Genomic DNA, 26,999 nt, shown 5'->3' on the forward strand with positions numbered 1-26,999 from the left:
TGGCCGGGTCGGTACGTTTGAATGTCCCCAGCAGTCAGGCCACTTCGTTCTCTCGCTCGATGGCTTGGAGGCGGTTCTTCAGGCGGTAGCTCGGGCCGTTGATCGAGATCACTTCGCAGTGGTGGAGGAGGCGGTCGAGGATCGCGGTGGCGAGGACCTCGTCGCCGAAGACCTGGCCCCACTCGCTGAAGGTCTTGTTCGAGGTCAGGATGATCGAGCCCTTCTCGTAACGCTTGGAGATCACCTGGAAGACCAGGTTCGCCTCCGCCCGTTCCAAGGGCTGATATCCCACTTCATCGACCACGAGGACGCTCGGCCGCAGGTAGGTGCCGAGCTTGTTGACCAGCCGTCCGGCCGTCTCGGCGGCTCTGAGGTTGCGGACCATGTCGTCGAGGCTGGTGAAATAGATCGAGTAGCCAGCCCGGCAGGCTGCGACCGCCAACGCGACGGCGATATGTGTCTTGCCGACTCCGGGCGGTCCCAGCAGGGCGGCGTTCGCCTTGGCCTCGACGAACGAAAGACTGGCGAGGTCCTTGACCTTGCGCGGGTCGAGCTCGGGCTGGAACGAGAAGTCGTATTCGTCCAGCGTCTTGTGGTGCGGCAGCTTTGAGAGCCGCAGGCCCTGGCGGAAGCGGCGGTCGTCGCGGACGGCCAGTTCCTCGGACAGGACCAGGTCGAGGAAGTCGAGGTAGCCCATCTTCGCCTCGTCCGCGCGGCGGGTGTAGTCGTTGATGGTCTCCGCGAGGTGGGGCAGGCCGAGCTTGCCGGCCGTGGTGCGGATACGGTTGCCGGTCAGCTCGCTCAAGAGGACTCCTTCGTCGGGGAGTTGGTGGTGAAAGGCCGTGTGCCGGTCAGCTCGTCATAGACCGACAGCGGACGGCGGCCGACCTCGATCTGGGTGACCGCGGACCGGTTCAACAAGGCCTGCAGCGGGCCGGCCTGGCTGCTTCTTGACGGTTCACGATGTGGTGGCGGGGTCACATCGCCGGTGGTGGTGCGGCGTCCTTTGCCGGTGGGCAGGCCGTCCCAGTGCGTCTCTTCGAGGACGCGGACGCCCTTGCCGACCGCCCGTGGATGGGCGGCCAGCAGGGTCTCGCCGCTGGCATCGGGGACGGTCGAGTGCAGCACGACCTGGGCCTTTGTCGCCCTGACCTCGATCAGCTGGCGTGGGCGGACCTTGCGGGCGGGCACCGAGTAGAGGTTGCCTGCGAACGCGACCAGGCAGTCCTTGCCGACCGGTCGCAGATGTCGCTCGGCGACCAGATAGGGGGTGGGCGGCAGCGGTTTGAGGGCCGCGTGGTCGCGGGCGGCCCGGTGTCCGATGACCTCGTGGTGGGTGGCGTGGGTGCGGGCCCGCCGCTGAGGGACCCAGGCCATGAAGGCGGCGTCCATCTCCTCGATGGAGGAGAAGGCCCGCCCGGCCAGGACGTGATCGCGCACGATGAGTACCTGTCGCTCGACCCTGCCCTTGCCGGTGGGCCGGTAGGCGGCCAGGACGTCGATGTCGAAGTCGTAGTGGCCAGCAAAGCCGACTGCCTCCGGGTGCAGCGGCACCGCCTCGCCGGGAGCGACGTGACGGCGCACGACGGTCTTTGTCCGGTCGTAGACGATCGACATCGGCACCCCGCCGAAGTGGGCAAACGCACGGCGGTGGCAGTCGAAGAAGGTCTGCAGGTCCTGGCTGGTGGTGAAGCAGCAGAACGGGTCACGCGAGTACGACAGCGTCATGTGGAACGAGTAGACCTTCGGGATGCCCAAGTGGGCGAGGATCTTGCCTTCGTCACCCCAGTCGACCTGGGCCTGAGCTCCGGGAACCACCTCGAAGCGGCGATGCATGCCCGCCAACTCCCGCGGCTCGATGCCCAGTTCACCAGCCACCCTCGGCCGGGCCTCCTGCAGGTACAGCTTGACCCGCTGGTAGTTGATCGTTGAGCCGTACTCCTTCACCAGGCGCTCGTGCACCACGGCACCCTTGATGAGGATCTCCGCCCGCAGCATCGCGTCGATCAACGGGGCGACTTCGTCGACTGCCTTCCGCCGCGGCCTGCCATTCGAGATTCGCCTCGGTGGCGCCGACGGCGCTGTGCTCGACAGATACTTGCGGACCGTCTTGCGGTCCAGGCCCGTCTCCCGGGCAACCTCCGTCAGACTGACCGCCCCGGACTCCACCAGGGCACGGAACCGCCGTAGTTCCAGCCAGCGTTGCGGGTCCAAGACCACCGTGTCACCGCCCTCCGCCACCCTTCACCGGACGAGCAGCAGAGTGCCGGGACCCACCCTTCACCGCACCATCAAGCGTCCCTTTTCACTCGTACGCGACCGAGGACGTTCACGTGTACGCCGACAGGTGTCGAAGTCGGCCGCCGATCGCATCATCGATCACCTCGGACCTGCGCTGGCCCTGCAGCAGCGCAAGCGGTTCCGCAAGGACACCGTGCTGATCGCGGACGGCACCCTGGTCCCCACCCGTGACCACACCGTCGCCGAGCAGTCGAAGACATCTCATGTCGTTGAGAGGTCAAGTCAGGGCTCAGACGGCGAGGGGCAAAGGGGCTGGGAAGGCCCGGTCGGGGTCGTATGTCGTTCTGTTCTGCAGGCAGTGGTAAAGGCAGCCCAGGAGCTTGTTGAACAGGTTCCGCAATGCGGCGGTGTGGCGTTCTCCGCCAGCTCGTCGCCTGTCGTAATGGGCGCGCGTAGCGTCGACGCGGAGTGTGGCAAAGGCCCACATGTAGCCAACGCTGGCGAGTCGTTGGTTCTTGACGGTGCGGGCCACGACGACGTGGCTGCGGCCCGACGCCCGTGTCACGGGAGCGGCGCCGGCGTATGCCTTCACCGCCCGCGCATCCGCGAACCGGGAGCGGTCGTCGCCGAGCTCGGCCAGCACTCGGGCTCCGGACAACACGGACAGTCCTGGGAAGCTGGTGATGATGTCGGCGTCCGGATGCGCGAGAAATGCTTCCTCTGTCGCCGCCGCGAGGTCGATGACACTGTTGCAGGCAGCGTTGACCTGCTGGATGAGTGCCGATGTCTGGTGCCCCATGGCCTCTTCGACCAAGGGCAGCTGGCGGAGGTGCTCCGCACGGAAGATCTCCCGGAGTCGCTCAACCTCTGTTTCAATGCCGCGACGCAGGCGGCCTGCCCGCGTGAGGAGTGCGCGCAACTGGCTGCGGGTGAGTCGGGCCGCAGATGCCGGAGTGGGGGCGGCGGCGAGCACGGCGCGGGCGTGTGCGGAGCCGAGTCCCAGCTTGCCCGGTCCGTGGAAGGCGGTGAGTGCGGCTGGGTAGTACTCGCGAAGGTGGGATCGGAGTCGGTTGACCATCTGCTGTCGATCCCAGACTGAATCCTGCTGGGCGCGGGCAAGGACGGCAACGGCTTGCCCGGCTTCGCTGTCTGCGGGAAGTGGGCGATGGGAGTGCTTGTCGGTGCGGAGAATGTTGGCCAGCACCCGAGCGTCAGCGGCATCGGACTTGGCTCGGGAGACGCTTCCGCGGTCCCGGTAGCGGGCGGCGGCCAAAGGGTTGATCGCATAAACCTTGCGGCCGGTGGCTCGTAGAGCGGCGACCAGCAGCCCGCGCGGAGTCTCGATGGCGACCGGGATCAGGTTCTCGACGTTGTCGCCATGTCGGGCCAGTAGTTCCAACAGGGCGTGGAAGCCGGCACTGTCGTCGCTGATTCGCAACTTGGCCAACTGGCTGCCGTTCTGGTCGACCAGGGCTATGTCGTGATGCCCCTCCGCCCAGTCGATCCCACAGAAGATCGCGCTCAACCTGTCTACCTCCGTCTCGTCGTGCACGTCGTTTCCCAGGCGGAGCACGCGGCGCTCTAATAGAAGTGCTCGGGGCACGCCATCTCATGAGCCGTTCGTGTCTCCAGCGACCGGCAGGGACCTCGGTCTGCTGGAGAGCTCTGGGCTCGCGAACTGCTGAGAGGTTGGCCCCTGCTGGCGGGCTGGCGACATGAAACCTGACCCGTTCCTGCCGGGCGGGACCGGTCTTTGACAAGAGATCGAAGTCCCGGAACTACCGAAGGTCTCCGCCCGGCAGGACGAGCGTGAGGCATGGCCGGTCTGACCACAGGGATCTCGTCCCGGAAGTGCGGCAGGCCTCCGCCTCGCTGGGCAGCCCTTGCGCTCACACGCTCAGGCTCACCGATGAGCTATTAGAACTACCGCTACTCCACCAACCACCAGGTCGTCATCGACGCCGACACCCGGCTCGTCGTCGCCGTCGGCCGCCCGTTGCCCGGAAACCGCAACGACTGCAAGGCGTGGGAACTGTCCGGCGCGAAGGACGCCGTCGGCAAGACCACGGTCATCGCGGACGGCGGCTACCGCGGCACCGGCCTGGTCATCCCGCACCGCCGCGAGACAGGCCAGGCCGAACTTCCCGCCTGGAAAGAGGAACACAACACCTCCCACCGCAAAGTCCGCGCCCGCGTCGAGCACGCCTTCGCCCGCATGAAGACCTGGAAGATCCTCCGCGACTGCCGCCTCAAGGGCGACGGCGTCCACCACGCCATGCTCGGCATCGCCCGCCTGCACAACCTCACCCTCGCCGAGTGACGGAGAAACAGCAGGTCATCCAGCACGTCAAAGATCATTTACGGGACAACGCTTGGCCGGACCGCCGTCGACGGGAGGCCGTATGCCTACGCTCAGCATCAACTTCGATCCAGCCGTGATCGCGCATCTGATGAGCGCGAGCGGCGATGACACCGTCCATGTCACGCTCACCCTCGGCACCGAGGACCCGACGCCACCCACAGCGGCCAAGCCGGTGGTTCCTCACGGCCCGCTCGCCGATCTCATGAAGGCGGACCTGCTGAAAGCCGGCACGGTCTTGAGGTTCCATCAGCGCCGGGCCAATCGATCCGGGCGGGCCGTGGTGACGCCCGACGGCCAGCTGATCGTCGACGGCCACGCCACTCCTTTCCCCTCGCCGTCCAAGGCGGCGGAGGCCGTGACCGGCAACGTGATCAACGGGTGGACGCTGTGGCATGTGGAGGATGGCGGGCCCACGCTCGACGCCCTGCGCCGGGAACTGGAGTCCCGCAACGCGCAGTAGCCGCAGTCCTTGAGAGGTCGTTTTTTCCCTTTGTTTCATCCCGGGATACGGCTTTGATCCGGTGATGTCGGGTCACGCCAGGAGATAGTGGACTCACCGGTGAGGCGGCGGGCCATCAGGTCGGTCATGGCCAGGTGGATCATGGCCTCGGAGCGGGTCGGGAGGGCCTCGTAGTCGCGAGCCAGTCGGCGGTGGAGCATCAGCCAGCCGTACGTCCGCTCGACCGCCCAGCGTTTCGGGATCGGGGTGAAGCCCCTGGTCCCGGGGGTGCGGGCGGCGATTTCCATGTCGATGCCGAGGGTGGCGGCGTGTTCGACGAAGTGCTTGCGGTAGCCGCCGTCGACCCAGACCTTGCGGATACCGGGATGGGCGGTGGCGACCTGGTCGAGCAGGGCGGTGCCGGCCACGGAGTCCTGCACGCCGGCCGCGGTGACCAGCACCGCGAGCAGGAGACCGAGCGTGTCGGTCACGATGCTCCGCTTGCGGCCTACGATCTTCTTGGCGTTGTCCGTGCCCTGACTTGTGGCGGGGACGCTCGTGGAGGTCTTGACGCTCTGCGCGTCGATCACGCACGCCGATAGCTTCGCGTTCCGGCCCTCCTGCTGTCGTACCAACTCCCGCAGCAGGCCGTTGAGCTGGGCAAAGATGCCGTCGGACTGCCACTTGGCAAAGTAGCCATAAACCGTGTTCCAATGCGGGAAATCATGCGGCAGGTAGCGCCACTGCACCCCGGTGCGGTCCACGTACAAAATCGCATTCATGATCTCGCGCAGGTCATGCTCAGGCGGCCGGCCAAATCCCAGGGCCCGGCCATGGCGCTCGTAGCGCCAGGCGGACAGCACTGGCTCGATCAACTCCCAGCGGGCATCGGACAGATCACTCGGATACGCACGACGGTCGGTCATGACCTGGAGGTACCGCGGGTCGGGGGGTGCGCCCAGGCGTGTGTTCCGCCCGACTGAAGCACGGAACAGACACGGGCGTCTTGGAATGAGACAGGCGCAGGCTGACTCCTGCCCCACATGTCACATCACCCGTCTCCGCAAGCAACTCCAGCCCGGCCGCCCCACCTGCACCTATCCATCAGGGGGTGCAATAGCGGAGATACAACCGTACTTCAGATGAAAACGACCTCTGAGAGCGTGTTTTTGAACCAACCTCAGCGGACCCTCGTACATGGCTAGGTCGTCATTGCCTTGCGATCGCGCCAAGGCCGGCTGTTCGGGGCGCTGATCCGTTCAGCCGAGCCAGCCTGGCAAGGCGCCACGACACGCCGAAGGATGCTGCTTGACGGCTGCCCCAGACGACAGACGGGCATAGCCCAAGGGCTGCCGTACCGGACAGATACGCAGCAGCCCCGTCGGGAGATGCCATGCACACCGCCCCAGAGAGCCACGAGCGCGCGCCAGGCAGGTGTGCGAACCAAAGACGGAAGCGGTCAGGGCGCGGGCGAGGGGCGTGGTCCGGGGGACGCCGAAGGTGCGGGGTTCGGAAGAGGTGGCTCCTGCTGTGCGTCTGCCTGATCATGAGTGCCGTCGGCTCCGGCACAGTATCGATGGCCGCTGCCACCAAGCCGTCGGCCCAGCAATGCGACGAGGTGCCGACCGGCGTCGTCACCAGCAACCACTTTCTGAGGTTCAGGGTGCCGCCCGGGCTCATGCCGGACCCCCAGTTCGATGGGCGTCCGGCGAGGATCCAGGTGCATCGCGTCCGGCCGGTGTACGCGAACGGCAAATGCCCAGGGGTGACCAACAGGGCCGCGGTGCTGATCCACGGCCGCGCCCAGCCCGGCCCGGCGTTGTTTGACCTGCGCCACCCCGCCCCGGAAGGCGGCCAGCTCAGCACGCAGGAGGCGCTCGCCCGGGCGGGAATCGACACCTTCGCCCCGACTCTGCTCGGCTACGGCCGCTCAACGCGGTTCGAGAACGGCCTGGACGATCCCGGGAACGCGAGCCTCAGGCCCTTCAACGCGGACGGCAGCTGTTCCTGGCCTGAGGGGTGCGACCGCACACATACCCCAGTCTTCCCCCTCGATCAGCAGGGGACGCCGACGCTGCTCTTGACCAATCCGCTCGACGGGCAGCGGCGCCCGCACTCGAGCAACGTCCGCTTCGCGCGCGTCGACACCTTCGTACGCGACATCCGCCAGGTCATCGACGACGCCATCGCACGGGCACAACCGACGGACGGCAAGGTCACCCTGATCGGCTACTCGGCCGGGGGACAGCACATCGCCCGAACCCTGCACAAGCACCCTGACACCGTCGCGAAGGTCAACCGTGCCGTGTTCCTGTCGTCGCTCTTCGGTTTCCCGACCGAGGAGACACCGCCGCCCGGCGGCTTCGCCACCTTCCCGCTCCATGTGACCACCGCCTCGGACGCGGCCAACACCTGGCAAATGCCGCCGCAACGCGAGCCGGCCTGCACCGGACACGTCATCCCAGGCACTCCGGCTCAGCTCGGGACGCAGATGCTGGACCTGGAGACCGTGGGGCGCGAATGGGGAGGGGATGACCCCAACAACCCGACCGGCCTCATCCGCTCGCCGGTGTTCTCCAGCTACGGCTGGAACACCACAGTCGCGGGGCAGCTGACCACACCCACGCTGGTCATCCACGGCCTCGAAGACACGACCGCACCGCCGGCCAACTCCTCCGCCATCTTCAACAACCTCCCAGCATCGATGACGAACAAGGTGCTGGTGCAGGTCCAGTGCGCAAGCCACGCGATTGCGCACGAGGGTTGCTCCGACTCGCGCTGCACCCCGGAATCCGGAACACCCTACGGCGGGCGCCCCGGCGAGCCCTGGGCCGGCCCCCACGCCACGCTCAAAGCGGCACTGATCGAATGGATCAAGAGCGGGACCTTCAACGGCGCTGCGAACGGACAGTTCACCGTCAACGAAAGCGGCGTGGCCAGCCCCAGCCCGTAGGGCCACTCCGGACCCTGAGTCCGGCCTGACCCGCGGCCCAGATCGAGCTCGGGTGGTGTGGCAGAGCCTGGAGTTCGTCCGCTGACGCCCAGGAGTTCGGCGAGGGACCGGAGAGTAGCAATGACGCGGACCCGCACCGGATCGCGCTTCTTCCCGTCGGTGCCGGCATGCAGGCGGGAAAGCCAGGAACCGTCCGGCAGCCGCACCTGCACCGGCAGCACCCGGTTGGCCGACACCCGCCACAGCAGATGCGCCCCGTCCCCGGTGAACGCCCGCCACAGCGGGACGCCCAGGAACTCACGGTCGGCCAGGACGAGCATGTCCGGGCCGACGGAGCGGACCAGCCGGGCCGCGAGGGTGAGCTCGCCTGTCCGGCAGCCACCCAGCTCCGCGTCCAGCACCGCATGACTGCCGCACTTGGCCAGGGCCGCCATCCGCACCTGCAGTCCATCAAGTCCCCACGGCAAGCGCACCCAGTTCCGGAACAAAGATCAACCGCTCCCGGACTGCCGGACGCAGTACAGGGAAGCGAGTTGAAAACACCTACTCAGCTTGTTCCTCAACCTGAGCGCAGTCGGGCGCGCAGGACTGCCGCACCGTCCCCCTCAAGGTCTTCGCAGGCCGCCGCGCGGCCTGCCATCCCCATCACCAGCGAGAGGGTCGGCCCCCGGAGCAGATCCCCCGAGCCGGTGCTGAACGGTCCGTCAGTGGCCTCGACCCGCAAGCCCGCGATTGCAGTGTTGCTCGCGACGGTGAAATCGCGGCTGGCGAAGAACCGGGCCACGGCGGTCGTCGTGGCCACCGGAGGTGTCCGCACAAGACCCAATGGCCGACGGATGTCCTCGCTGTGGACGACTATTTCGCCCAGCCAGGCCGCAGTATGTCCTGTCGGTCCGGCAGGCCCGGCGACAACATCGCGAAATCGCCGCAAGGTCTCTTCAGGTGTAGCACCAAGGTACTTTGCGAGTCGTCGGTCGTTGTGCAGATCGGAGTCGAACCGAGCGGCCAGCATGCTCAGCAGCCAGCGCCACATCCTCGTGCTGGCACCTGCAGTCAGATGGGCTACGACCTCCTCCACGGTCCAGCGTTCACACAGTGATGCTTTCGCCCACTGGGCCTCGCTGAGCCGGGTGAGGTCTTGAGCGAGCGCGGACCGCTCGACGTGGATCGCCCTTTCCAGAGCTTCCCGGGTGTCCAGAACATGTGGTTCAGCCATAGGGCAGCCTCCAGAGATCGGGTGTCCTCCATCAGACTCCTATCGCCGCCCAAACTCATCGACTGCACCGCGTAGCGAGCCCAATTCGACCTTCTAGTGTCGAAACGGTTCTCGAACTAAGCCGCTCACCTGGGCATTCTCCTGCCGCTGAGGCGGCCTTCGTCTGATCATGTACTCCGACCAAAGTGCACTGAACGAGACGAAGGTCGTGAGTGTGGGTCTGGTGCCTGACGCCGCGGCAGGAGAAGCGTCCCGCTTCCGGGACGAGTTATACGCGTGTCTGACCCGACGTGGCGACGAGCTGTTCGAGCGGGCGGATGCGGTGCTGTGTGCGCCCGGTGCGGCGCACTCGGCGGTCGAGCTGACGCTCCTGCCCGAGCACCGCCGCGGGCACGGTGCGATGTACGACGGCCTCAGCCAGGACCGGATCAACTCTGACCGAATACGGTCGCTGCCGGCCAGCCTGCCGCTGCCCCGGTTCCCGGACGCGGGCGCCTGGTCCTGGCCGTCGACGTCTCTCCGTGGCTGCGGCCGGACGCGCCGTGGTCTCGATGCACTCCAGGCTCCTCCGGCACCGGGGGCGGGCGCCGTCCAGCCAGACGCGGAGGATGCGGTCGGTGACCGTCAGCCCGGCCGCTGGCTCCGTAACTGACGGGCGGGTTCTGGCACAGATCTTGGGGATCACTGGCTCAGAGACGAGCTGCGCGAGCCCTTCCGGCTCATCGAACCCAGCGACATCGCCTACGCCGAGGCGTGCTCCCGGTTCGAGTTCCTGGCGTCCATGACCGCCATGGACTCGGAGAACAAGGACTTCGCCTTCCCATGGGCAGGTGAGTTCTTCTTGGACTCCCACTGGGGCTACGACGACGCCGGTCTTGCCGCCACCATCAAACGGGAGCTCAGCGAATCATGGCCGCTCCTGCGGGCCGGCGCCTTGGCGGCGACCTCGCACGAGCAGAGGCCGCCCACGCTGCAGTCACCGACTGGCTAGCCACCAAAGCAAGACCGTGGTAACCGGCACCAGTGCCCGCCCAGGCCACCAACACCTTCAGGGCGGCCTGGGCCCGCCCAACAAAGACCCCCCGCCCCGGAGTTGACGGCCCATCCGGCCCCACACTGCGGGCGGTGCGGTATCTGCCGCGCCAGCAGCGGGTCTGCCTGCGGCACGGGCGCTGGCTGCTGGACGCAGATGCCGACGAGCCGCTGGAACACCTCGATCTGCGCCTGCTGCCGGAAGTGGTGGCCGCGCAGCGGCGGTGGCCGGGCGTGGCACGGCGTGCGGTGCGCGCAGGGGTGGAGCCGCAGCAGGCGTTCACGCTGGCGCACGCGGTGGTGGCCCGCTGGTGGGAGCAGGCCCGAACTCGCCGCCTCGGCAGGGGCGTTGGCCGATCTCTTCCACAAACCCGCCTCCAGGAACAGTTCGACCAGGTGGGCCGGCAGCTACTGCTCACCATCGGCCTCGAGCTGACACGCCACCGCACAGCCCAGGGCCCAGAGCCCAGAGCGATCCCATCCGGCACTTCGACGGCGTGCTCCCGCGTGATGTCACCGGGGAGGCGATCAGCACCGGGGAAGGTGGTGGTGTGGAATGCCCCTCCCGCTGAGCAGTGTGACCGTTACCGAGACCGCTTCCACCTGGCTCTGTCCATGAGAAGGGACAGCACTTCGACAGTGGTCCGGGAGGTGTCCGGCCGTCGGCGCCGACGCGGAATGTGCACGGGTCCGGGCAGCACCGGGCCTTCCTCGCGGGCCGCGCGCGGCGTGCTCTCAGCGCCAGTCGTCGATCACGTAGGCGTCGGGGTGGCTGTAGCCGGGTTCGTTGGGCCTGTGCATGGCCACGCCCTGCAGCCAGGTGCGGAAACCGCGGTCGGCCATGCGCCGGTAGGCATCCTGGCGGGCCAGGTTCACTCCGGCGTCCAGTTGCCCAAGGCCGCGCTCGGCGGCGAGCCGCTCGCACGCGGTGAGCAGTCGTTCGAACCGGTCGGCCGCCTGAGGGCCAGGGCGCACGGCGCCGAATTTGACGAAGCACACGTCGTCTCCGGCCTCTGACCCGGCTCCGCAGTGGCAGACGGCCAGGCCATCGAGCTCGGAGCCGGCCCCCTGAAGCAGCATGGTGTCACCGAGTCCCTGCGCGTGCGTGGCCACGATCTCGCGTTCCACGCTCAGGCCCTCGTACACGGCCCCGGTCAGTGTGCGGCCAAGGCTGAGGGCGCCGGGCCGCTCGGCGGCGGGAAGCTCGCCGTACAGTACCCGGCCGGGGACCGCGGCACCGTCTGCGACCTGCTTCTTCATGATGGCTGTGAGGAATCGGGGCCAGAAACCGTACCGGCGGTAGAGCTCAACATGCTTGGGACTCTCCGCAAAGGTGAACAGGCCCAGATGCCGGTTGTTCCAGGTCTCGAAGCAGTCCATGACCGGCTCCATCAGGCGCCTGCCGATGCCCTGGTCCCACAGGTCCGGACGCACGGTCAGCGGGCCGAAGTACCCGACGCTGCCCCAGTTGACGGCAAAGTTCGATCCGGCGACTTCACCGTCGACCGTCGCTGCGAAGGCCGCCCGTGGATCAGCCGCCCAGCGGGTGCGGACGTAGTCGGCACTGCCGAAGAATGTCTTCGGCTCGGGAGCCCCGAAGAACGTCCCGAAGGCGACCCTGAAGACCTCATCAGCCCGATCCAGGTCCGCCTCACCCAGCGGGCGGACCGACACAGCGCCCGCGCCACCCTTGCGCTCCCCTGCCGGTGGGATCATCGCTTGCTCCTTCCCGACCCCCTTGTTTCATCGCACCACGGGCATGCGCCGCAAGCGAGGCGAAACATCCACCGAGGCCCAGGGATGTCTCGGCGCTCTGCGCGATCCGAACGCCGACGAAGGTCACGAAGCCCTGTGCCGGCTCCGGCAGACGGTCGAGGCGGTCGTGATGGTCCCGGGTCAGGTGGAGGTGTTCCGCGGCGAGATTCTCCTCCAGCTGGCCGATCCGGACGGTGCCCGGGATCGGGAGGACGACCGGTGAGTGGCCCAGGAGCCAGCCGAGCGCCACCTGCGTGGGGGTGGCGCCGGCCTCGGCCGCCACAGCGGCGACCTCGGCGCTCGCCCCCGACTCCCCCCAGGCGACAGGGCGCCGCGGCCAGAACGCGATCCCGGCCGCCTCGCAGGCCGCGAGTACCAGCTCGTGCTCGCGGCCTGGCAGGCTCTACCGGTTCTGCACGCGCGCAATGCCGACGATCCGCCGTGCCCCATCGAGTTCGCCGACCGTGACCTCGGACAGCCCGATCCGGCCGATCCTGCCCTCGGCCCGCAGCTGACGCAGCGTGCCGAGCTGGTCGGCGAACGGCGTCCGCGAATCGATACGGTGCAGCTGAAGCAGCTCGATCCGCCCGACGCGCAGCCGCCGCAGCGCCTGCTCGACCTGATCGCGCACAATGGCCGGCCGCCGCCCGTCGAGCTTCCACCCACCCAAGCGGGCCCGATCGGGCAACGCCGACCTTGGTAGTGATCAGCAGTCCCTCCGGGTAGGGGTGCAGGGCCTCAGCCAGGAGCTCCTCGTTGGCTCCCCCGCCATACAGATACGCGGTATCGATCAACGTGATGCCCAGCTCGACAGCCCGCCGGGCAACCGAGACAGACCTCTCACGGGCCCAACCCGGCCCCGTCGGCACATGCATGGCCCCGAACCCGAGCCGCCGCACCCTCGGATCCCCGCCGATACGAAACGTATCCGAAGTCACGCGCCGTCTTCCCCCATCCTCAAGAGGCAACGCCAACAGCGCAGTTCGCCCGACGTCGGCCCACCACACGGGTCGGTCACTGGCCGCAACAACAGCTACCTGACCGAAGAGACAGGCCCTCACACCCCCACACACTCCACCTGGGACGCAACACACGCCAGGCTCCTCACGGCCAGAACAGGCAACCTGGAGCCGGCAGGCCCGGCATTCCTCACGCAGCACGCCGCAGGGCTGCCCTGCGCGCACCCGGCCGGCGGGGCAGGCGCAGCACGTCATGCAGGGGTGCCCAAGGCTGCCCAGTTGTCCAGGCGGTCACGGCCGACCCCGTACACCCGGTGCCGTCCGCCCCAGGCCCTGGCGTCGCGGGGAAAGGAGCTGTCCAAGACCCCCACAGCCGCCGTACCGAAACGCGTGGCCCCAGGAACAGGAAGTGAGCCCACTACGTGATCTCACAGCTACTGCTCCGAGAGGGAAGGTTCACCAGCTGGCTGCGGGAACAGCCGGATGGGCGGTGACGACCACGGCGATGTGGGGCGCCGTGGACCGCCTCGGCCACCTCGATGCCGTCCGCGTCCGCCACGGCCACACCGCCAACAAAACCGCTTCCTGACGCGCCCCGGAAAAAGGCTGCGGACCGCTGTCGATCCGGCCACGTCCCGTTCGACGTCATGATGTGCGGCACCCCCGCCACACGATGACGCGACCAAACCTGACGAGGAAACACGTGGATCAACTGCTGAGAGTCATGAACTTCAACGTCTCGAGTGACGGAATCGGTGCCGGTGACCACCAGAGTCTCGAGCGGCCGTTCGGCCATGACCATCCGGAGAGGCTGTTCGCCTGGGCCGGCGCGACGGCGAGCTGGCCCATGCGCACGGATCCCGCAGGAAGCCGGGGCCTCGATGACTACTTCACGCGAGACTTCGCACGCAACATCGGTGCCGAGATCATGGGCCGCAACAAGTTCGGGCCCCAGCGCGGGCCCTGGCCCGACCATCAGTGGCGGGGCTGGTGGGGGGCCGAGCCCCCGTTCCGCACACCGGTGTTCGTCATGACCCACCACCCCCGCCCGTCGTTCACGCTCAGCGACACCACGTTCCACTTTGTCGACGGCGACCCGGCCACCGTCCTCGAACGGGCGCGGGAAGCGGCGCAGGGCAAGGACATCCGACTCGGCGGCGGGGTCACCACCATCCGGCAGTTCCTCGACGCCGACCTCGTCGACACCATGCACGTGGCCGTCTCGCCGGTAAAGCTCGGGTCCGGACTACAACTCTGGAAATCCCCCGACGAGCTCCTCGACCGATACCACCTGGACGTCGTGCCCAGCCCGAGCGGCGTGACACACCACCTGTTCTGGCGAAGATGACATACGGCCCACCCGCGTCCAGGACCGCGACCGCGAGCAAGCGCCCCCCAGGGCTTCGGCGTCATCGCGTGACGTCCGCTTCGTGATCATGTAAGTCCGAGGAGGACAAGCGGCCGGCCGACGTCACCGGCGTTGCGCCTCAAGCCGGCGGCAATGCCGCTCTTTGGTCTCCAGCCAAGGCTGCAGGCAGGTGATCTCGTTGGTCATCTCGCCAACGTCGAGTTGAGCCAGGACCAGGCCGCAGAGATGGCCGCAGGCTGCCAGTAGATGAATCCTGCGGCCCGTGGCCCTGGCCGCTCCGCGCAGGATCTTGCCGTCGACCGCCACTGCGTGCAGCCGACCGTCGCCCACCACGCCGGTCGGCCGGCCAGCGGCCCACCACCCCATCCAACACATCGCTGTCGACGCGACCCCGGCAGCCCACGCACCCTCCCCTCCCCCGGCAGGCACCGCTTCGGGAACAGCGGATCGGGCCGTACGCCGCAACCCTCCAGGACACACGGCCGGGCGCCGGTGATCCACTCACGCACCGCCGACAGGAAGGCCGCTCGGCCCAGAACCGCGCACGCGGTCAGCGCAAGCATGACGACCCGAGCGTGCCGTACACCGCGCGGATCGCGAGTGTCGGGCACCTCGGCCAGACACTCCAGCAGGCCCGGGATCTGACCGGGTGCGACCCCGGGATGCTCGCGGAGTTGGTCAAAGGCAAGCGGGATCGGCGATGACACGTCCGCAGGCACGGTTCATTCGCCCGCGGTGTCCTCGGCCTCCCAGCGAAGCAGGTCGCCTGGCTGGCACTTGAGCACCTCGCAGAGCGCGGCGAGCGTCGCAAAGCGCACCGCCTTGGCGCGGCCGTTCTTGAGTACCGCCAGGTTGGCTGGAGTGATCCCCACGCGGTCCGCGAGTTCGCCCACGGACATCTTCCTCCTGGCCAGCATCACGTCGATGTCGACGGCGATCGGCATCAGATCACCTCGTCCAACTCGGCCTGCATCTGCGCCGCTTCGACGTCGCGGGCGACGGCCTGGGCGAGCAGCATCCGCAACACGAGCACGATGAGCGCAACCCCCAGAATGGCCACGCCAACCCCGCCCATGATGAGGGTGACGCCCGGATCCTCCCGCTGGCCCGGCGCATTGACGGCCGTGACCGCGAACCACACGAGAGCAGCCGCCACGATCGCGCCGATCATGACGTCCACGTACCGGAAGGCGGCGTGGGAGAACACGGTTCCGCATCGCACCATCGTCACCAGCCGCCATACACAGACCAGGGCGACCTGGACCGTCCCGATGCCCAGGACCGTAATCACGCGCAACGGAGTCAGCGGGAGCGACCCGTCCTCCGGATCACTCCCGCTGACCAGCGCCCACACCATCAATGCCTGCACGAACACGGTACCGACGAACACCACCACAAGCACGACACGCAGCACGCGCACTGCCAGCATTCCCATAACCCATCCCTCCATCGAAACACGATGGGAACCTATCGAATCTCGATAGGTGAAGCAAGGACTGGGACAGAGGGCGGGGCAGCGGCTTCGCATCGTGGTGGGAGGCCGCTGCCCCCATTGGCAGGGCGTGCACGCGAAGGTTCCTGACCTTGCCGAAGCCAGCCCCGCTCGGCCACAAATCGGACACCATACGGCTACGCCGAAACCTTGCTCCACCGGGCACAGCGCCAACAGGCGAAGCGCTCTGGGCGCCGCGCAGCAATCACGGACCGTCCTGGCCGGCAGCCGTCCAGTACCGCCACAGCCTCCCCAAAGTCCCGGCGAACACCTCACACGGCACCTGCGACACAGCCGCAGAGCGCCCATCCCCCACGGCTGCACCCGACCCCACAACCCAGGCGCCATCACCAAACGCTCCGCCTTCATGCCGAGCAGGCCACAAGCAGTGCGAACAGCTCGTCTCGCCGGCGCCGCACGGTGGTGGCGGACACGTCGTTTCCGTCGGCCAGGGCCGGCCAGGCGCTGACCGTGCCGCAGCACGGCCAGGACGATTCGCGGCCCTCTTCCCCGGCGGCAGCGCCCGCCACCGCGACCGCACCGCCTACAGACAGCGCCGGAGCAGGCCGGCAAGCCAGGTCAGGGTGCGCGTGGACAGTGGCAGGCGGCACTGACAGACCAGGGACACGTCCCGCCGGGCACAGACTTCAGTTTTCGTCACACCATCCCAACGGCCGCCGGGGACACTGCAGTTGTGCACCAGACAGCCTCACCAGCTGTGTCACCTCCTCTTCCCGCCGGCCGCTGAGCCATGAGGTGCGGTGGTGATACGGCGTGCCGTTCGGCACGGTACCGATGGACGGGCAACCGAACGGTGCTGGCGGGCTCAGGCCACTGCGGGTCGCCGGGGCGCGCTTCAGGGCGGCGGTGCCACCCGGTGGTCGACACCGGATGTCCGCGATCCTGCCGCTGTGCCGGTACCCCGACAACGACCCGCTCCCCCACGCCTCCGACCCCGCCGGGCTGCCACCGTCACCTGTCATGCTGAGCAGTCCGGATCGATCCCCATACCCTGGGAGGCCCTGATGCGTGCTGGCGTCGTGCTCGCCGCGCACCCCGGCGTGGAAGATCTCGCCGTGCAGGCCGAGGAGTTGGGCCTGCACAGCATCTGGGTCAACGACACCCCCATGCTCCACGGCGACCCCTTCGTCGCCCTGAGCCTGTGTGCAAAGGCCACCCGCCGCATCCGGCTCGGCATCGGCGTGACCTCACCCGCACTGCGCTCCGCCCCGGCCGCCGCGAGCGCCCTCGCCAGCCTCAACGCCCTCGCACCGGGCCGGATCATCTGCGGGATCGGCACCGGAAACACCGCCCGCCGCACGCTGGGCATGCGGCCCACCACAACGGCCACGCTGGAGAACTTCACCACCGCACTGCAGGACCTGTGCGCCGGACGGCCGACCCCCTACCGCGAAGGCAACCGGGTCCGCACCATCCAGTTCCTGCACACCGGGACACACGTCAACACCACCGACCCGATCGAGTTCGTCGTGGCCGCGCTCGGGCCGAAGGCCGCCGCCGTCGCCGGCCGCCGCAACACCGGCCTCATCTCCTTCGGCCTGCTGGACCCCACTGCCTGGCACACGCTGCACGACGCCCGCCGCCACGCCGCCCACACCACACCTTGCGACGCCGATTCCCCCACACACTCTTACGTGGTCACCTCGCTCCACCTGCTCGACGAGGACGAGGACCCTTACGGCCACTTGGCCCGGGATGCAACAGGCCACCTCGTCCTGTCGCTGCTGGCCTACGCCGCCGACGCACCAGCCTTCGCCGAGCAACTCGGCCCCGAGGAACGCCAGGCAATGCAGCAGTACCTCGACCGGCGCGCCACCACCCCCACCGCACCGGACCGGCACACCAAGCTCTACCCCAACTACCTTGGACGTATTGCACCGCGGGACCGGGACCTGGTCCTGCCCTCACTGATCGACACCCTGGCCCTGGTCGGCACCCGCGACGACCTCCACACCCGCATCACCACCCTCCAACAGGCCGGCATCGACGAACTCCTCATCCAGCCCGTCATCGACCCACCCACCGAAATGGCCCAGCTCGCCAAACTCCTCACCTGAACCGGACCTACCGACCTAACCACCGATGCCGCAGCACACCACTGCGTGTCATGAGGCTTCGACCTGCGGAAAGAACTGGGACAACAGCTCAGACAGCACCCCGCGACCACAAGCGGACGGTGAAGCCCCCGCTGGGCAGTCTGTGCAGCCAGCCACGCACGGCCAGCCTCCCCCGCAACCACGCTCCAACATGCCCCGTGCCCCGGTGCCCAGTCCCAGGACCTCACCGACCTGCCGGGACATGACCAGCCCGACAGCCCACCGCACAGCAGACAGGACGCGCTGGTACCCCCGGCACCAGCGCAGCTTCAAGACCGGCGCACGCAGCCGACTGATCTACCGGCCACGCGTCCAGGGCCATCTGCGGGGCGATCACCGTGGCTTCACCTGGCAGAACTACCGAGACCTGGTCGTGCGCGCCCATCTCCAACTCGGCGGCCCCAGCGTGGTGATCTGGGACAACTGTGAGAATCATGGGGCACCGTCCGGGCCAGGGTATGACCCGTGGGACAACTGGCCCAGGCTGCCTTGTTGAGGATCTGTCGGCCTGCGGTCCCGGGCGGTGCTTGCTGCCGCCGGACCGGCGAGCGTGTCCCGATAGGGGCCTTGCCGCACAGGGCACCGTCAGCGTTCCGACCGCTCACCTGCGGAGTGGGGCGACTGGTTCAACAACCAGCGCCTCCACACAGCGATCGGAGACATCCCGCCCCACGAGCACCCACACCAACCACTACGCACATCACCAGCCCCAACCGGCGCCTGGAGCCAACGCATAGAGCCTCCACCGATCCCGGAGCGCTTCGGTTGTGTTGAGCCGCGTCAGGGACGCGTCGGCACGATCACGTGGCCCAGCTGTTGTCTGAGCACTTGCTCGCGGTCACCCACCGGTGGGAGCTGATGGCCCCGTTCGATTCGTAGCCGCTGGTGAAGTCGTTGTCGGCGAGACTGGAGGCGTAGGCCTCGTCCCGGGAGAGGCAGATGTACCCCCCGCCCCAGTCCTGACCGGTTCCGTTGAAGAACTGCACCGCTATGCTCCCCTTGTTCAGGATGGAGGACGCCCTGTTGGTGTCCGCTCCCTGCAACGGGCCGCTGCTGTTGCCCCAGTCGGAGTCCCAGCTCGAGCTGTAGCCCATGGCGCTTCCGTGGCACTCGATGTAGTCCCAGGCGTACATGTACCCGTACGCCGCCGCCGTGTAGTCGTCGCTGCAGGTCCAGTTGTCGTTGGCTTGAGCGCTCGTGGCGGGCACGAGCGTTCCCAGGCCCGCAAGGGCAGCGCAGCAAGAGTCGCAGGTAGTTTGCGCATGGTGGGGTGGCTCCATCTTCTCTTGGGTGTGGTGGAACATCTGCGGCCGTCGGTGCCGCGGAAATCTCAGCTTCCGGCGTGTCCGGACGATCCGGTGCCGTCAGGCTTCGGAGTCGATGATGTTTTTGGCCCGGGCCAGTGCTGCCAGCCTCATACGCTGATAGGCGGTCATGTCTTCGCTGTAGCGCTGGAGCTTTGTGGCGCGGTACTCACGTTCGAGGGCGCGAGCCGTTTTGCCCAGCGAGGTCTCCACCGCACACGTGGCCTCGGTCACGGCCAGTTCCACCTCGGTGGCGTGCGCCCGCTTGGCGCTCATTCCCTGCGTGAGCGCATGACGCTCTTCTCGGATGTCGTCCGGGGAGGTGTAAGGATGGCCGGCCTCGCGCATGCACCGCGACCAGGCCGTGACCGCTTTGACAAAGCGCTGGTCCTTGACGAGATCCGGTACGTAAAGAGGCGTCAGGCTGGTGGCGATCTTGTTGACGCGGAACCAGGTCGCGGTGTCGCCGTACAGCTTTCCCTTGGCATCGGACAGGCAGCCTGTGCTGGTGGTGCTGACGGTGCCGCCGGCGGGAAGATCCACCGACAGTTCGCCCTTCGAAAGGTCGCCGTCCAGAGTCTTGAAGTAGCGGATGCGATCTGCTTCCGGGAGGGCGTTGGCGTACGCGGCATTCGGGTCGGCAAGGCGAGCCCGCTCGGCCTTCTTCTCCAACTCCCTGCCGTAGCCGTAGGTGCGCGCTCAGCTCACGTCGTCCAGGACGTAGCCGTCCCCTTGACGCTCCGCGGCGCTCGCGATCGGCCCCGCCCAGTACCGGAAGCCCCTGCCCTCCATGCACTTCTTGACCAGCAGCGACTCGGCGAGTTCGACCAGGACCTCCTCAGCGCCGGTCAGATCCCGCTCCTGCCCCTTGAGGCTCCCGAGTGTTACGTCCTGCTCCGGCTGAGCGGCCCGTGACTCGTCGCGCGTGCTGTTCATGCAGCCAACCGCGGTGAATGCCGTGAGCGCCGTGACCGTACAGGCAACAGCAATCGCTCGCCGCATCGTCATACACACTCACTCCCCCGTGCGATTCGCGTCGTCGTCGCTCACGCCGTGTCGAGCCTCATGTCGCCAGCGCGCGCGTGAGCTGTCTCTACGCAGCCTTTCGGGCTCCACGGCACCGCTGAGTTGTCGCCGTCATCGCAGACGATCACCGGCTTCGCGGCCGCCCGGGTGGCTAGGACGAGTCAAGCACCGGCCACTGCTCAGGCGGCCCACACTCCCGTCGATGCGGCCCGGGTGGCGAAGTAGAGCTTGAACTTCGTTCCGTCCTTCACGTCCGTGGCGAGCACAGCCCAGATGCCGGCCTTGGTGTCCACGTAGCCCCGCTCCGCGCAGTACGGATCGCCGCTGGTGGGGTAGAAGCAGGCCAAGACCTCACTGGCGGAGTTGGTCTTGATGTTGATGTCGGCGCAGTTGCCCGTGGTGTAGAGGTACGAGCCCTGGGCCGCCGGGTACGTGATGGGCCCTTCCGCCTTGGTGTAACTGTGGGCGCTGCCGTAGCAGGTCGCCGCACTGGCCGGGGATGCGAGACCGATCAAGCCAGTACTCACGAGCACACTGGTGACAGCGGCCACGGCAAATCGCCTGCGGATGTTCATGATTCCCCCGATTGATGGGTGCTGGCAGCACTCGGTCTCCGGCGTGCGCACAAGAGACAGCCGTCACGCTAGCCAGACGTGTGGTGCCGCGGAACCTAGAACCTTTCAGGTTGCGGACGTGAGCCCTGCCGCTCCCGTCCGTAGTGCGGGCGTAGACAAGGGTCGCGGCTCCGCCACTGCCGCCGCCCGACGTGTTCTGGACGGCGCCAGCGGTACCTCCGCGTCCGAGGCCTCAAAGGATGAGTTGGCCCCGAATGGACACGCACCGCAGCACCCGTGCGGGGCGCAGTCGTTTTCCCGCCATTGCAGACCTGTACAACCGTGCGGCCGTCGTCCCCGGGCGAACCAGCGGCGGCGTCCACTGGCCTGCGGGCTGGAGGGGCACCGACGAAAAGCGCGTGACAGGCTCTGGAACGTCCATCTTCCAGCTAGCCGTCCTGCTGCTTGCTGTACGAGGCGTGCAGGAGCGGCGGCCTGAACCACGACCGGATCGACGTCGATCGACTGCGGACGGTGCTGGCCGGGCTGCCGCTGCCGCATTTCGACGGCGGGCGCCTGGTCCTGGCGGTCGACGTGTCGCCGTGGTTGCGCTCGGACGCGCCGTGCTCGGCCGGCCCGCATTTGCGATCACCCTCCGGGCGGCGAGGCAGAATTCTCTGCCGCCCGGCTACCGCGTGTCTAACCGATCGTCAACAAACCGCCGCTAAATGGTCGAAACGCCTTCCTCGGTTCTCTTTTCGCTGGGCATCGTGGGGGCGCTGCCGCCGGAAATCGTCCGGCTCTACGGAATCCGCGAGGATCCCGCGCGCTTCATGTGGTCGTGGTTCTACCTTGTGGTGACGGTGACATTCGCGGCGCTCGGTGGGGTGCTGGCGCTGGTGATGCCCGCTACCACGTACTGGGGGGCACTGTACATCGGGCATCGACTCCCGTGCTCGTCAACTCATTGGTGCGTAAGGGCCGTCCGACTTCGCCACGACCGAAGAGCTGGGTCTGGCCGCCGCGCCGTACCGTTCCTGGCTCAAGCGCCATGAGTGGATCGCGTCCCTCCTCAAGGAGCTGGGCATCCAACGTGCCGTGCTGCTGGGTGACTTCGTGGCGAAGCGCCGCGCATCATCGCTGCGGGAGAACTCCTCGGCACTGCCAAGCTTCGTACCGATTTTCTGCTGCAAGCCGTTCTGGGACTCGCGCATCCGGGCGTACAGCACGAGTCTTCCGTACCGATGTCTCTGGCAGGCTGCTGCTGCGCAAGGGAATCGCGGCGTCGAGCGGTGGGGTCGACCCCAACTCGCTGGGCACTGCCGCCAATTCATCCGGCGGCGCGGACCACTTGTACGCCGCGTCTGGCTGGACCCGCACTGCTGTGCTCATACTCTTCGGCACCCCCGATGCCAATAATGACGCAATCCCCGACATCTGGGCCATCCGCTCCGACGGCTCCGTCGGCTTCTACGTCGGCGGCCGAACCGGACTGACCGGCAACCCCGTTCAGGTCTACGGCGCCCACGACTTCTGGCTCACGCGCATCGCCATCGGATGAGGTCAAAGTGCCCGGCCCGCCTTCCCGGGGAGGCGGGCCTGCCGAAGCTACCGAACTGCAGCCGTCGACCTTCAAGTAGTGGGCCCGCCCCGGTCGCTCGACCTGTCCAGGGTTGGGGGAACCGGGGCGGGAGTTGGCAGGCCCGTCCCACCAGGGATTGACGGGGGTACGCCGACGGGACGGGCCGCTTTGGGGGTGCGCCCCTGACCCTGCGGTCGCCGTGGGACCCCCTTCACGCCCGGGGCAGGGCGCGCCAGGTCAGCGGAGGCCGACCGTGTTGGAGCAGTGGTCGTGGATCCGGCCGGAGAAAGACGCTCCCCCGGAGGAACTGGCCTGGCCGTACGGCCGCGACACCTCGCCGCCCCTGATGGGCTGATCGCAGGCCACGCACATGCTCATGCTCATGCTCATGCTCATGCCGGTCAGCGTCTCGAAGTGGTCGCACAGCGCCAGCAGCGACCGGCCGAGTCTGCGCACGTAAGCCACAGCGTCGCACGGCAGCCGTCCGGGGCCGGCGTTCAGCTTCCCGCGGGCTTCACGGACGGAGACCAGCGCGCAATAGCGCGGGACGTCGTCGGCGGGAAGCAGCGCCGCGGACTGTTCGATCTCCGGGATGAGCAGCTGTAAGTGGCCGCGCAGCAGGCCAGTCAGCGTCTGAAGCGTGCCGCGGTCGGTCGGGGTCACCTCGGGCGGAAGCACCTCGGCCACGCTCGCGCGCATCGTGGCGACGTCCACCGGCGGCGCGCTCACACCCTCACGACTCCCGGTGGCCTTCATGACGCTGCCTCGTTGTCGTCGTCGGCCAGGCAGCCGCCGACCATCACCAGCGCCAGCACATCCGTCGGATCACAGAGCTTGCCCGGCCGGGTCATCGGCACCGCCCAGTACGACGCGAGCGTGCCCTCGTCCAGCTCCGTGAGATCGGGGCGGGGAACGCCCAGGTACGTGCCCTCTCCGAGGCACTGGGCGGCGGGCGCCCGCCAGTTCGCAGCGGTGCCGGGCGGGACCAGCGCGTAGTAGCGACGGCCCTCAGGATCGTGAACGACCGGACCGCCCTGCAGATGGCGCGCCAGCCGCCGGCTCACGACCGACGGGTCATGGCTGGCGAACGCGTAGTGGGCGACGGCCGCGGGGATGCGGACCGCCTCGAAGAGCCGCCCCAGCGGGATGAGGGCGAGCCGCGCAGCGCTGCTCCACTCCCGGTGCGGTGCCGCGGACGAGGGGTGCGCGGAGGCAAGCCACGCCTCAACCTCACCTGTCGAGGGCGGACTCGGCGGTGTGAATGCCCCACTCCGGGCCGTACTGTTCGTCATGTCGACGCTCCCTCACGGGTTCGAGCGTTGGCCACGCCCCGGGGCCGTTCGCGCGGTCGCCGGGGTCTCGAATGCGTCCACCTTCCAGCCATGCAAGGCTGCTGGCTTCCCGTCCGCGGGTATCCCCTTGATGGGTAGGCTGCTTGCTGGCAGTGAGACATCACCTGCAACGGGGCACATCGATGACCGCCTACGAACCGCCGACCGCTTTACCGCGCAGACTCCTTGATCACGCGGAAATGCGAGCCGCGCTTGCGGCGCACGACTTCGGCACGGTGTTCCGTCTCGCGCGCGCCGAAGCACAGATCAGCTACTCGAAGATCGCAGCTGAGTGCGACATGAAGCCCGAGCGAGTCGGCCTTCTGGCGCGCGGGCAGGGCAGCGTGGCCACCTTCGAGAAGATCGCGCGCATCGCCGTCGCGCTGCGGATCCCGGGGCACATGCTCGGTCTCGCCCCTCGCGAGTGGGAAGCGCCGGCGTCGCTGCGCCGCGGGCTGCTCACTCCAGTACACGCCCCCGACGCGGAGGAAGATGACTTGCGGCGCAGGGAGTTCTTCAAGGCCACGGCCGGGGCTGGACTCGTCATCGGCCTGCCGGAACTCACCCGTCCGAGCGTCGGGAGTCGAATCGGTCCTGACTTTCCTGCACGCCTGCGGGCGCGAACGGCACGCCTGCGCCGTCTCGATGACGTCCTCGGGGGCGGTGACACGTACCGGGTCTACCTCGGAGAATTCGAGGCCACGAAGGCGCTGCTGCACGATGCGACGTATACCGAGCACGCGGGGCGGGCGCTGCTGTCGGTGCTCGCTGAACAGGCACAGCAGGCTGGATGGGCCGCGTTCGACGGTGGACGCCATGAGGACGCGGCCAGCTTGTACGAGACCAGCCACAGAGCAGCGGTCGACGCTGGAGACACCGAGTTGGCGGGGAACGCACTCGCCTTCCTGGCGTACCAGGCCGTCGGCAGGAACAGACAGGCTGGGATTGAGACTGCCGCCCACGCCGTGGCGGAGGCCGGTCCAGGCGCGGCCCCGGGCGTGCGTGCACTGCTGTACGAACGGCTCGCATGGGCGTACGCGGTCGCTGGCCTCGCCACCGAGACCGAACGGGCTCTCGAGGCGGCCGGCGCCGCGCTCGCAGAGGTTGTCGACACCCCGCAGCCGGACTGGGTGGCGTGGGTGGACGAGACCGAGCTACAGATCATGACCGGCCGCTGCTGGACCGAGTTGCGCCGCCCGCTTCGGGCCGTGCCCGTGCTCGTGGACGCGCTCGCTCACTACGACGATGAGCACGCCCGGGACAAGAGCCTGTACCTGTCGTGGCTGGCCGACTCCTACCTGACCGCGGGCGAGATCGAGCAGGCAGCCGCAGTCACCGGCCGCGCGGTCAACCTCGCCTCAGGGGTCGCCTCCGTACGGCCGCGCGCGCGTCTCGCCCCGCTGCTGCTCCGGCTCGGCAACCACCAGGCGGTGCCCGCCGTGGCCGACGTCCTGGACAAGGCGCGGGCCCTCTGACCGCTACGCCTCCGCTGCGGTGTGCGCGGCGATCCAGTCGAGACAGCCCTTCGCCCCGGCCACAATCGCCACGGCGGCCACCTCCGGGTTTCGCCAGGGATGGTGCTTCAACAGGTGCGCCTCCAGCTCCGGGTAGCGAGCCAGGGTGGTCTTCAGCAGAAGCTGCCATTCCTCACCGGTGCCAAACGCTCCGTCATGCCAGAACGCCGACGTCACAGGGCCGATGATCTGCGCGCCCGCGGCCAACCTGCCCTGAACGACCGAGCGAGCCAACTCGACAGCCTGTTCCCGGGATTCCGTCGCCGTGGATACCTGCACGAAGTCAGTCATAGGCACGAGCGTATCGACCGGCTACCGGCCCGCCTGCGACCCAGTCGGCCCCAGGGGCGGCCAATCACGGTCAGCGCAAAGTAGAAGCGCCAGTCGTCCACGGCGTCACACTGCCCGCCCACAGGCGCCGTCCGGCAAGGTCGAGTTGTGCTTCACTCCGACCTACGCCTCCTAACCGAGCCGGGGCACTTCGGATCGCTGAGGCAGTTCACCATCGCCAGTTAAGCGAGCCCTCCCGTCGGCAGCCGACATGCTCTGCTGCGCCCCGCGCATGGATGTGCCGTTGACCGAGGTCCGCAGGTAGCAAGGCTCCAAATGTGCTGTTGGGGCGATCATGTAGCTGTTCCATGCCTGGCTCCGCACAAGATGCCTGCCGCCTAACAAGGCGTCACGGGGTCACCCGGAGGATCAGGTCGTAGTCGGGACCGGTGCGGCCGTTGGTCAGCACCCACAGTGAGCCGTCCGGGGCCGCCGTCACGAGCCGTAGCCGGCCGTACTGGCCGGTCAGCAACTGCTCGGGCGACGAGCCGTCGGTGGCGATGCGGTAGAGCCGCTCCCCGCGCAGGCAGGCGACCCAGATCCGGCCGTCGTGGTACGTCATCCCACTGGGTGAGGCATCGGCGGGTTTCCACGTCGCTATCGGGTCCGTGAAGTCGGGCTCCCCACCGGTGCCTTCCACCTCGGGCCAGCCGTAGTTGGCGCCGGGATCGACCCGGTTCAGCTCGTCGAGGTTGTGGTGGCCGAACTCGGAGGCATAGAGCCGGCCCTTTTCGTCCCAGGCCAGTCCCTGCGGGTCGCGGAACCCCCAGCTGTACACCGGTGAGCCCTCGATCGGGTTCCCCGGTGCGGGCTTGCCCGCCGGCGTGACGCGCAGGATCTTGCCGCCCAGGTCGCCTCGATCCTGGGCCCTGAAACGGTCGTCGGCTTCCCCCGTGGTCACGTAGAGCATGCCGTCCGGGCCGAACCTGATCCGCCCGCCATTGTGGATGTCACCGCTGGGGATACCGGTCAGGATCGGCTCGGGCGGGGCCGACGAGTCCAGCCGCAACCGGCCCACCCGGCTGTCCTGTTCGGTGGTGTAGTAGACGTAGATCCAGCCGTCCTGTTCGTATGAGGGAGACACCGCCACCCCCTGCAGCCCGGCCTGGACCACCGGCTCGGCGATCTCCTCGATCGTCCGGACCTCGGTCAGCTGCCCGTCCGGGCTGACCTTCCGCAGGCGACCGCTCTCACGCTCGGTGACCAGCGCCGACCCGTCGGGGAGGAATGCCAGGTCGAAGGGGTAGCGCAGCCCGCTCACGAGCGGCTCCACGGCCGCCGGTTTCGCCACCGGAGCGTCGCGGACGGTCGGGCGGGCCCACCAGCCATAGAAGGAACCGTAGGAATACACCCCAACGGCCGCCGCCACCACCAGCAGACCAGCCAAGCCAAAGACGAGTACCCGTCGCCATCGCACGCGGTG

24 protein-coding genes and 6 pseudogenes are annotated in these 26,999 nt (G+C 68.1%); 11 read left to right on the forward strand and 19 right to left on the reverse strand.

Annotated elements, in window-relative coordinates; all coding sequences use genetic code 11:
* Positions 1 to 34: 34 nt before the first annotated feature.
* Together istB and istA are read right to left on the reverse strand one after the other, a co-directional pair.
* Positions 35 to 805 (reverse strand): IS21-like element helper ATPase IstB, encoded by a 771-nt coding sequence (gene istB, locus OHT76_RS00530; protein WP_328868710.1) that lies wholly within the window; start codon positions 803 to 805, stop codon positions 35 to 37.
* Entirely contained in the window at positions 802 to 2,220 is a 1,419-nt protein-coding gene (istA, locus tag OHT76_RS00535) for an IS21 family transposase (protein WP_328868711.1), read from the reverse strand. The genes istB and istA overlap by 4 nt, the downstream gene beginning before the upstream one ends.
* Before the next feature lie 127 nt (positions 2,221 to 2,347).
* Here istA and OHT76_RS00540 point away from each other — a divergent pair.
* Positions 2,348 to 2,497, forward strand: a pseudogene (locus OHT76_RS00540) (IS5/IS1182 family transposase); the annotation flags it as partial.
* A gap of 33 nt (positions 2,498 to 2,530) precedes the next feature.
* Here OHT76_RS00540 and OHT76_RS00545 read toward each other — a convergent pair.
* The gene (locus tag OHT76_RS00545; RefSeq protein WP_443049903.1) at positions 2,531 to 3,766 is read right to left on the reverse strand and encodes an IS110 family transposase; all 1,236 of its coding nucleotides are present in this window, start codon (positions 3,764 to 3,766) and stop codon (positions 2,531 to 2,533) included.
* A gap of 396 nt (positions 3,767 to 4,162) precedes the next feature.
* On the opposite strand from OHT76_RS00545, the pseudogene OHT76_RS00550 reads away from it, so the two are divergent.
* Both OHT76_RS00550 and OHT76_RS00555 read left to right on the forward strand, forming a co-directional pair.
* A pseudogene (locus tag OHT76_RS00550) lies at positions 4,163 to 4,561 on the forward strand (transposase); the annotation flags it as partial.
* Between the two features lie 82 nt (positions 4,562 to 4,643).
* Entirely contained in the window at positions 4,644 to 5,063 is a 420-nt protein-coding gene (locus tag OHT76_RS00555) for a DUF4357 domain-containing protein (protein WP_328868713.1), read from the forward strand.
* 35 nt (positions 5,064 to 5,098) lie between these two features.
* On the opposite strand, the gene OHT76_RS00560 is transcribed toward OHT76_RS00555, so the two are convergent.
* Complete coding sequence (locus OHT76_RS00560; RefSeq protein ID WP_328868714.1) at positions 5,099 to 5,968, reverse strand: IS5 family transposase; 870 nt, start codon at positions 5,966 to 5,968, stop codon at positions 5,099 to 5,101.
* Positions 5,969 to 6,618: 650 nt separating this feature from the next.
* Here OHT76_RS00560 and OHT76_RS00565 point away from each other — a divergent pair.
* The gene (locus tag OHT76_RS00565) at positions 6,619 to 7,995 is read left to right on the forward strand and encodes an alpha/beta fold hydrolase (RefSeq protein ID WP_328868715.1); all 1,377 of its coding nucleotides are present in this window, start codon (positions 6,619 to 6,621) and stop codon (positions 7,993 to 7,995) included.
* Between the two features lie 559 nt (positions 7,996 to 8,554).
* Here OHT76_RS00565 and OHT76_RS00570 read toward each other — a convergent pair.
* Complete coding sequence (locus OHT76_RS00570) at positions 8,555 to 9,211, reverse strand: maleylpyruvate isomerase family mycothiol-dependent enzyme (RefSeq protein ID WP_328868716.1); 657 nt, start codon at positions 9,209 to 9,211, stop codon at positions 8,555 to 8,557.
* A 169-nt stretch (positions 9,212 to 9,380) separates the two neighbouring features.
* Between OHT76_RS00570 and OHT76_RS00575 the strand changes: the two are divergent.
* Positions 9,381 to 9,760 (forward strand): annotated as a pseudogene (locus OHT76_RS00575) (transposase); the annotation flags it as partial.
* Positions 9,761 to 9,992: 232 nt separating this feature from the next.
* The gene (locus OHT76_RS00580; protein WP_328868717.1) at positions 9,993 to 10,202 is read left to right on the forward strand and encodes a hypothetical protein; all 210 of its coding nucleotides are present in this window, start codon (positions 9,993 to 9,995) and stop codon (positions 10,200 to 10,202) included.
* A gap of 776 nt (positions 10,203 to 10,978) precedes the next feature.
* Here OHT76_RS00580 and OHT76_RS00590 read toward each other — a convergent pair.
* Positions 10,979 to 11,959, reverse strand: a complete 981-nt coding sequence (locus tag OHT76_RS00590; RefSeq protein ID WP_328868718.1) for a GNAT family N-acetyltransferase — start codon at positions 11,957 to 11,959, stop codon at positions 10,979 to 10,981.
* Positions 11,960 to 12,095: 136 nt separating this feature from the next.
* A pseudogene (locus tag OHT76_RS00595) lies at positions 12,096 to 12,936 on the reverse strand (aldo/keto reductase); the annotation flags it as partial.
* Between the two features lie 724 nt (positions 12,937 to 13,660).
* Here OHT76_RS00595 and OHT76_RS00600 point away from each other — a divergent pair.
* Positions 13,661 to 14,305 (forward strand): dihydrofolate reductase family protein, encoded by a 645-nt coding sequence (locus OHT76_RS00600; protein ID WP_328868719.1) that lies wholly within the window; start codon positions 13,661 to 13,663, stop codon positions 14,303 to 14,305.
* A gap of 123 nt (positions 14,306 to 14,428) precedes the next feature.
* On the opposite strand, the gene OHT76_RS00605 is transcribed toward OHT76_RS00600, so the two are convergent.
* From OHT76_RS00605 to OHT76_RS00620, 4 genes and pseudogenes are all read right to left on the reverse strand, one after another.
* Positions 14,429 to 14,632: a hypothetical protein gene (locus OHT76_RS00605; RefSeq protein ID WP_328876764.1), complete on the reverse strand. Its 204-nt coding sequence runs from the start codon at positions 14,630 to 14,632 to the stop codon at positions 14,429 to 14,431.
* A gap of 224 nt (positions 14,633 to 14,856) precedes the next feature.
* Positions 14,857 to 15,045, reverse strand: a pseudogene (locus OHT76_RS00610) (ISAs1 family transposase); the annotation flags it as partial.
* Between the two features lie 3 nt (positions 15,046 to 15,048).
* On the reverse strand, positions 15,049 to 15,270 hold the full coding sequence (locus tag OHT76_RS00615) for a helix-turn-helix domain-containing protein (protein ID WP_054237256.1): 222 nt from the start codon (positions 15,268 to 15,270) through the stop codon (positions 15,049 to 15,051).
* Complete coding sequence (locus OHT76_RS00620) at positions 15,270 to 15,761, reverse strand: DUF2975 domain-containing protein (RefSeq protein WP_328868720.1); 492 nt, start codon at positions 15,759 to 15,761, stop codon at positions 15,270 to 15,272. The genes OHT76_RS00615 and OHT76_RS00620 overlap by 1 nt, the downstream gene beginning before the upstream one ends.
* A gap of 1,082 nt (positions 15,762 to 16,843) precedes the next feature.
* Here OHT76_RS00620 and OHT76_RS00625 point away from each other — a divergent pair.
* Positions 16,844 to 17,896 carry an LLM class flavin-dependent oxidoreductase gene (locus tag OHT76_RS00625; RefSeq protein WP_328868721.1) on the forward strand — a complete coding sequence of 351 codons (1,053 nt, stop codon included), beginning with the start codon at positions 16,844 to 16,846 and terminating at the stop codon, positions 17,894 to 17,896.
* A gap of 839 nt (positions 17,897 to 18,735) precedes the next feature.
* Here the strand turns inward: OHT76_RS00625 and OHT76_RS00630 are convergent.
* The 4 genes from OHT76_RS00630 to OHT76_RS00645 all read right to left on the reverse strand — a co-directional run bounded on the left by OHT76_RS00630 (position 18,736) and on the right by OHT76_RS00645 (position 20,792).
* Positions 18,736 to 19,143: a hypothetical protein gene (locus tag OHT76_RS00630; protein ID WP_328868722.1), complete on the reverse strand. Its 408-nt coding sequence runs from the start codon at positions 19,141 to 19,143 to the stop codon at positions 18,736 to 18,738.
* Between the two features lie 156 nt (positions 19,144 to 19,299).
* Positions 19,300 to 19,911, reverse strand: a complete 612-nt coding sequence (locus OHT76_RS00635; protein ID WP_328868723.1) for a hypothetical protein — start codon at positions 19,909 to 19,911, stop codon at positions 19,300 to 19,302.
* Positions 19,912 to 19,938: 27 nt separating this feature from the next.
* The gene (locus OHT76_RS00640; protein ID WP_328868724.1) at positions 19,939 to 20,175 is read right to left on the reverse strand and encodes a hypothetical protein; all 237 of its coding nucleotides are present in this window, start codon (positions 20,173 to 20,175) and stop codon (positions 19,939 to 19,941) included.
* A gap of 269 nt (positions 20,176 to 20,444) precedes the next feature.
* Complete coding sequence (locus tag OHT76_RS00645; RefSeq protein ID WP_328868725.1) at positions 20,445 to 20,792, reverse strand: hypothetical protein; 348 nt, start codon at positions 20,790 to 20,792, stop codon at positions 20,445 to 20,447.
* A gap of 516 nt (positions 20,793 to 21,308) precedes the next feature.
* On the opposite strand from OHT76_RS00645, the pseudogene OHT76_RS00650 reads away from it, so the two are divergent.
* Positions 21,309 to 21,680: pseudogene (locus OHT76_RS00650) on the forward strand (transposase); the annotation flags it as partial.
* A 523-nt stretch (positions 21,681 to 22,203) separates the two neighbouring features.
* Positions 22,204 to 22,380 carry a hypothetical protein gene (locus OHT76_RS00655; RefSeq protein ID WP_328868726.1) on the forward strand — a complete coding sequence of 59 codons (177 nt, stop codon included), beginning with the start codon at positions 22,204 to 22,206 and terminating at the stop codon, positions 22,378 to 22,380.
* Between the two features lie 258 nt (positions 22,381 to 22,638).
* On the opposite strand, the gene OHT76_RS00660 is transcribed toward OHT76_RS00655, so the two are convergent.
* Both OHT76_RS00660 and OHT76_RS00665 read right to left on the reverse strand, forming a co-directional pair.
* The gene (locus OHT76_RS00660; RefSeq protein ID WP_328868727.1) at positions 22,639 to 23,157 is read right to left on the reverse strand and encodes a DUF6415 family natural product biosynthesis protein; all 519 of its coding nucleotides are present in this window, start codon (positions 23,155 to 23,157) and stop codon (positions 22,639 to 22,641) included.
* Complete coding sequence (locus OHT76_RS00665; protein ID WP_328868728.1) at positions 23,154 to 23,693, reverse strand: hypothetical protein; 540 nt, start codon at positions 23,691 to 23,693, stop codon at positions 23,154 to 23,156. The genes OHT76_RS00660 and OHT76_RS00665 overlap by 4 nt, the downstream gene beginning before the upstream one ends.
* Positions 23,694 to 23,875: 182 nt before the next feature.
* Here OHT76_RS00665 and OHT76_RS00670 point away from each other — a divergent pair, with 182 nt between their 5' ends.
* Entirely contained in the window at positions 23,876 to 25,207 is a 1,332-nt protein-coding gene (locus tag OHT76_RS00670) for an XRE family transcriptional regulator (RefSeq protein WP_328868729.1), read from the forward strand.
* A gap of 3 nt (positions 25,208 to 25,210) precedes the next feature.
* Here OHT76_RS00670 and cutA read toward each other — a convergent pair whose 3' ends face one another.
* Both cutA and OHT76_RS00680 read right to left on the reverse strand, forming a co-directional pair.
* A complete protein-coding gene (gene cutA, locus OHT76_RS00675; protein WP_328868730.1) occupies positions 25,211 to 25,537 on the reverse strand; it encodes a divalent-cation tolerance protein CutA in 327 nt (108 codons plus the stop codon).
* A gap of 388 nt (positions 25,538 to 25,925) precedes the next feature.
* Positions 25,926 to 26,993: a PQQ-dependent sugar dehydrogenase gene (locus tag OHT76_RS00680; RefSeq protein ID WP_328868731.1), complete on the reverse strand. Its 1,068-nt coding sequence runs from the start codon at positions 26,991 to 26,993 to the stop codon at positions 25,926 to 25,928.
* Positions 26,994 to 26,999: the final 6 nt, after the last annotated feature.

The organism is Streptomyces sp. NBC_00287 (assembly GCF_036173105.1).
Taxonomy (GTDB): domain Bacteria; phylum Actinomycetota; class Actinomycetes; order Streptomycetales; family Streptomycetaceae; genus Streptomyces.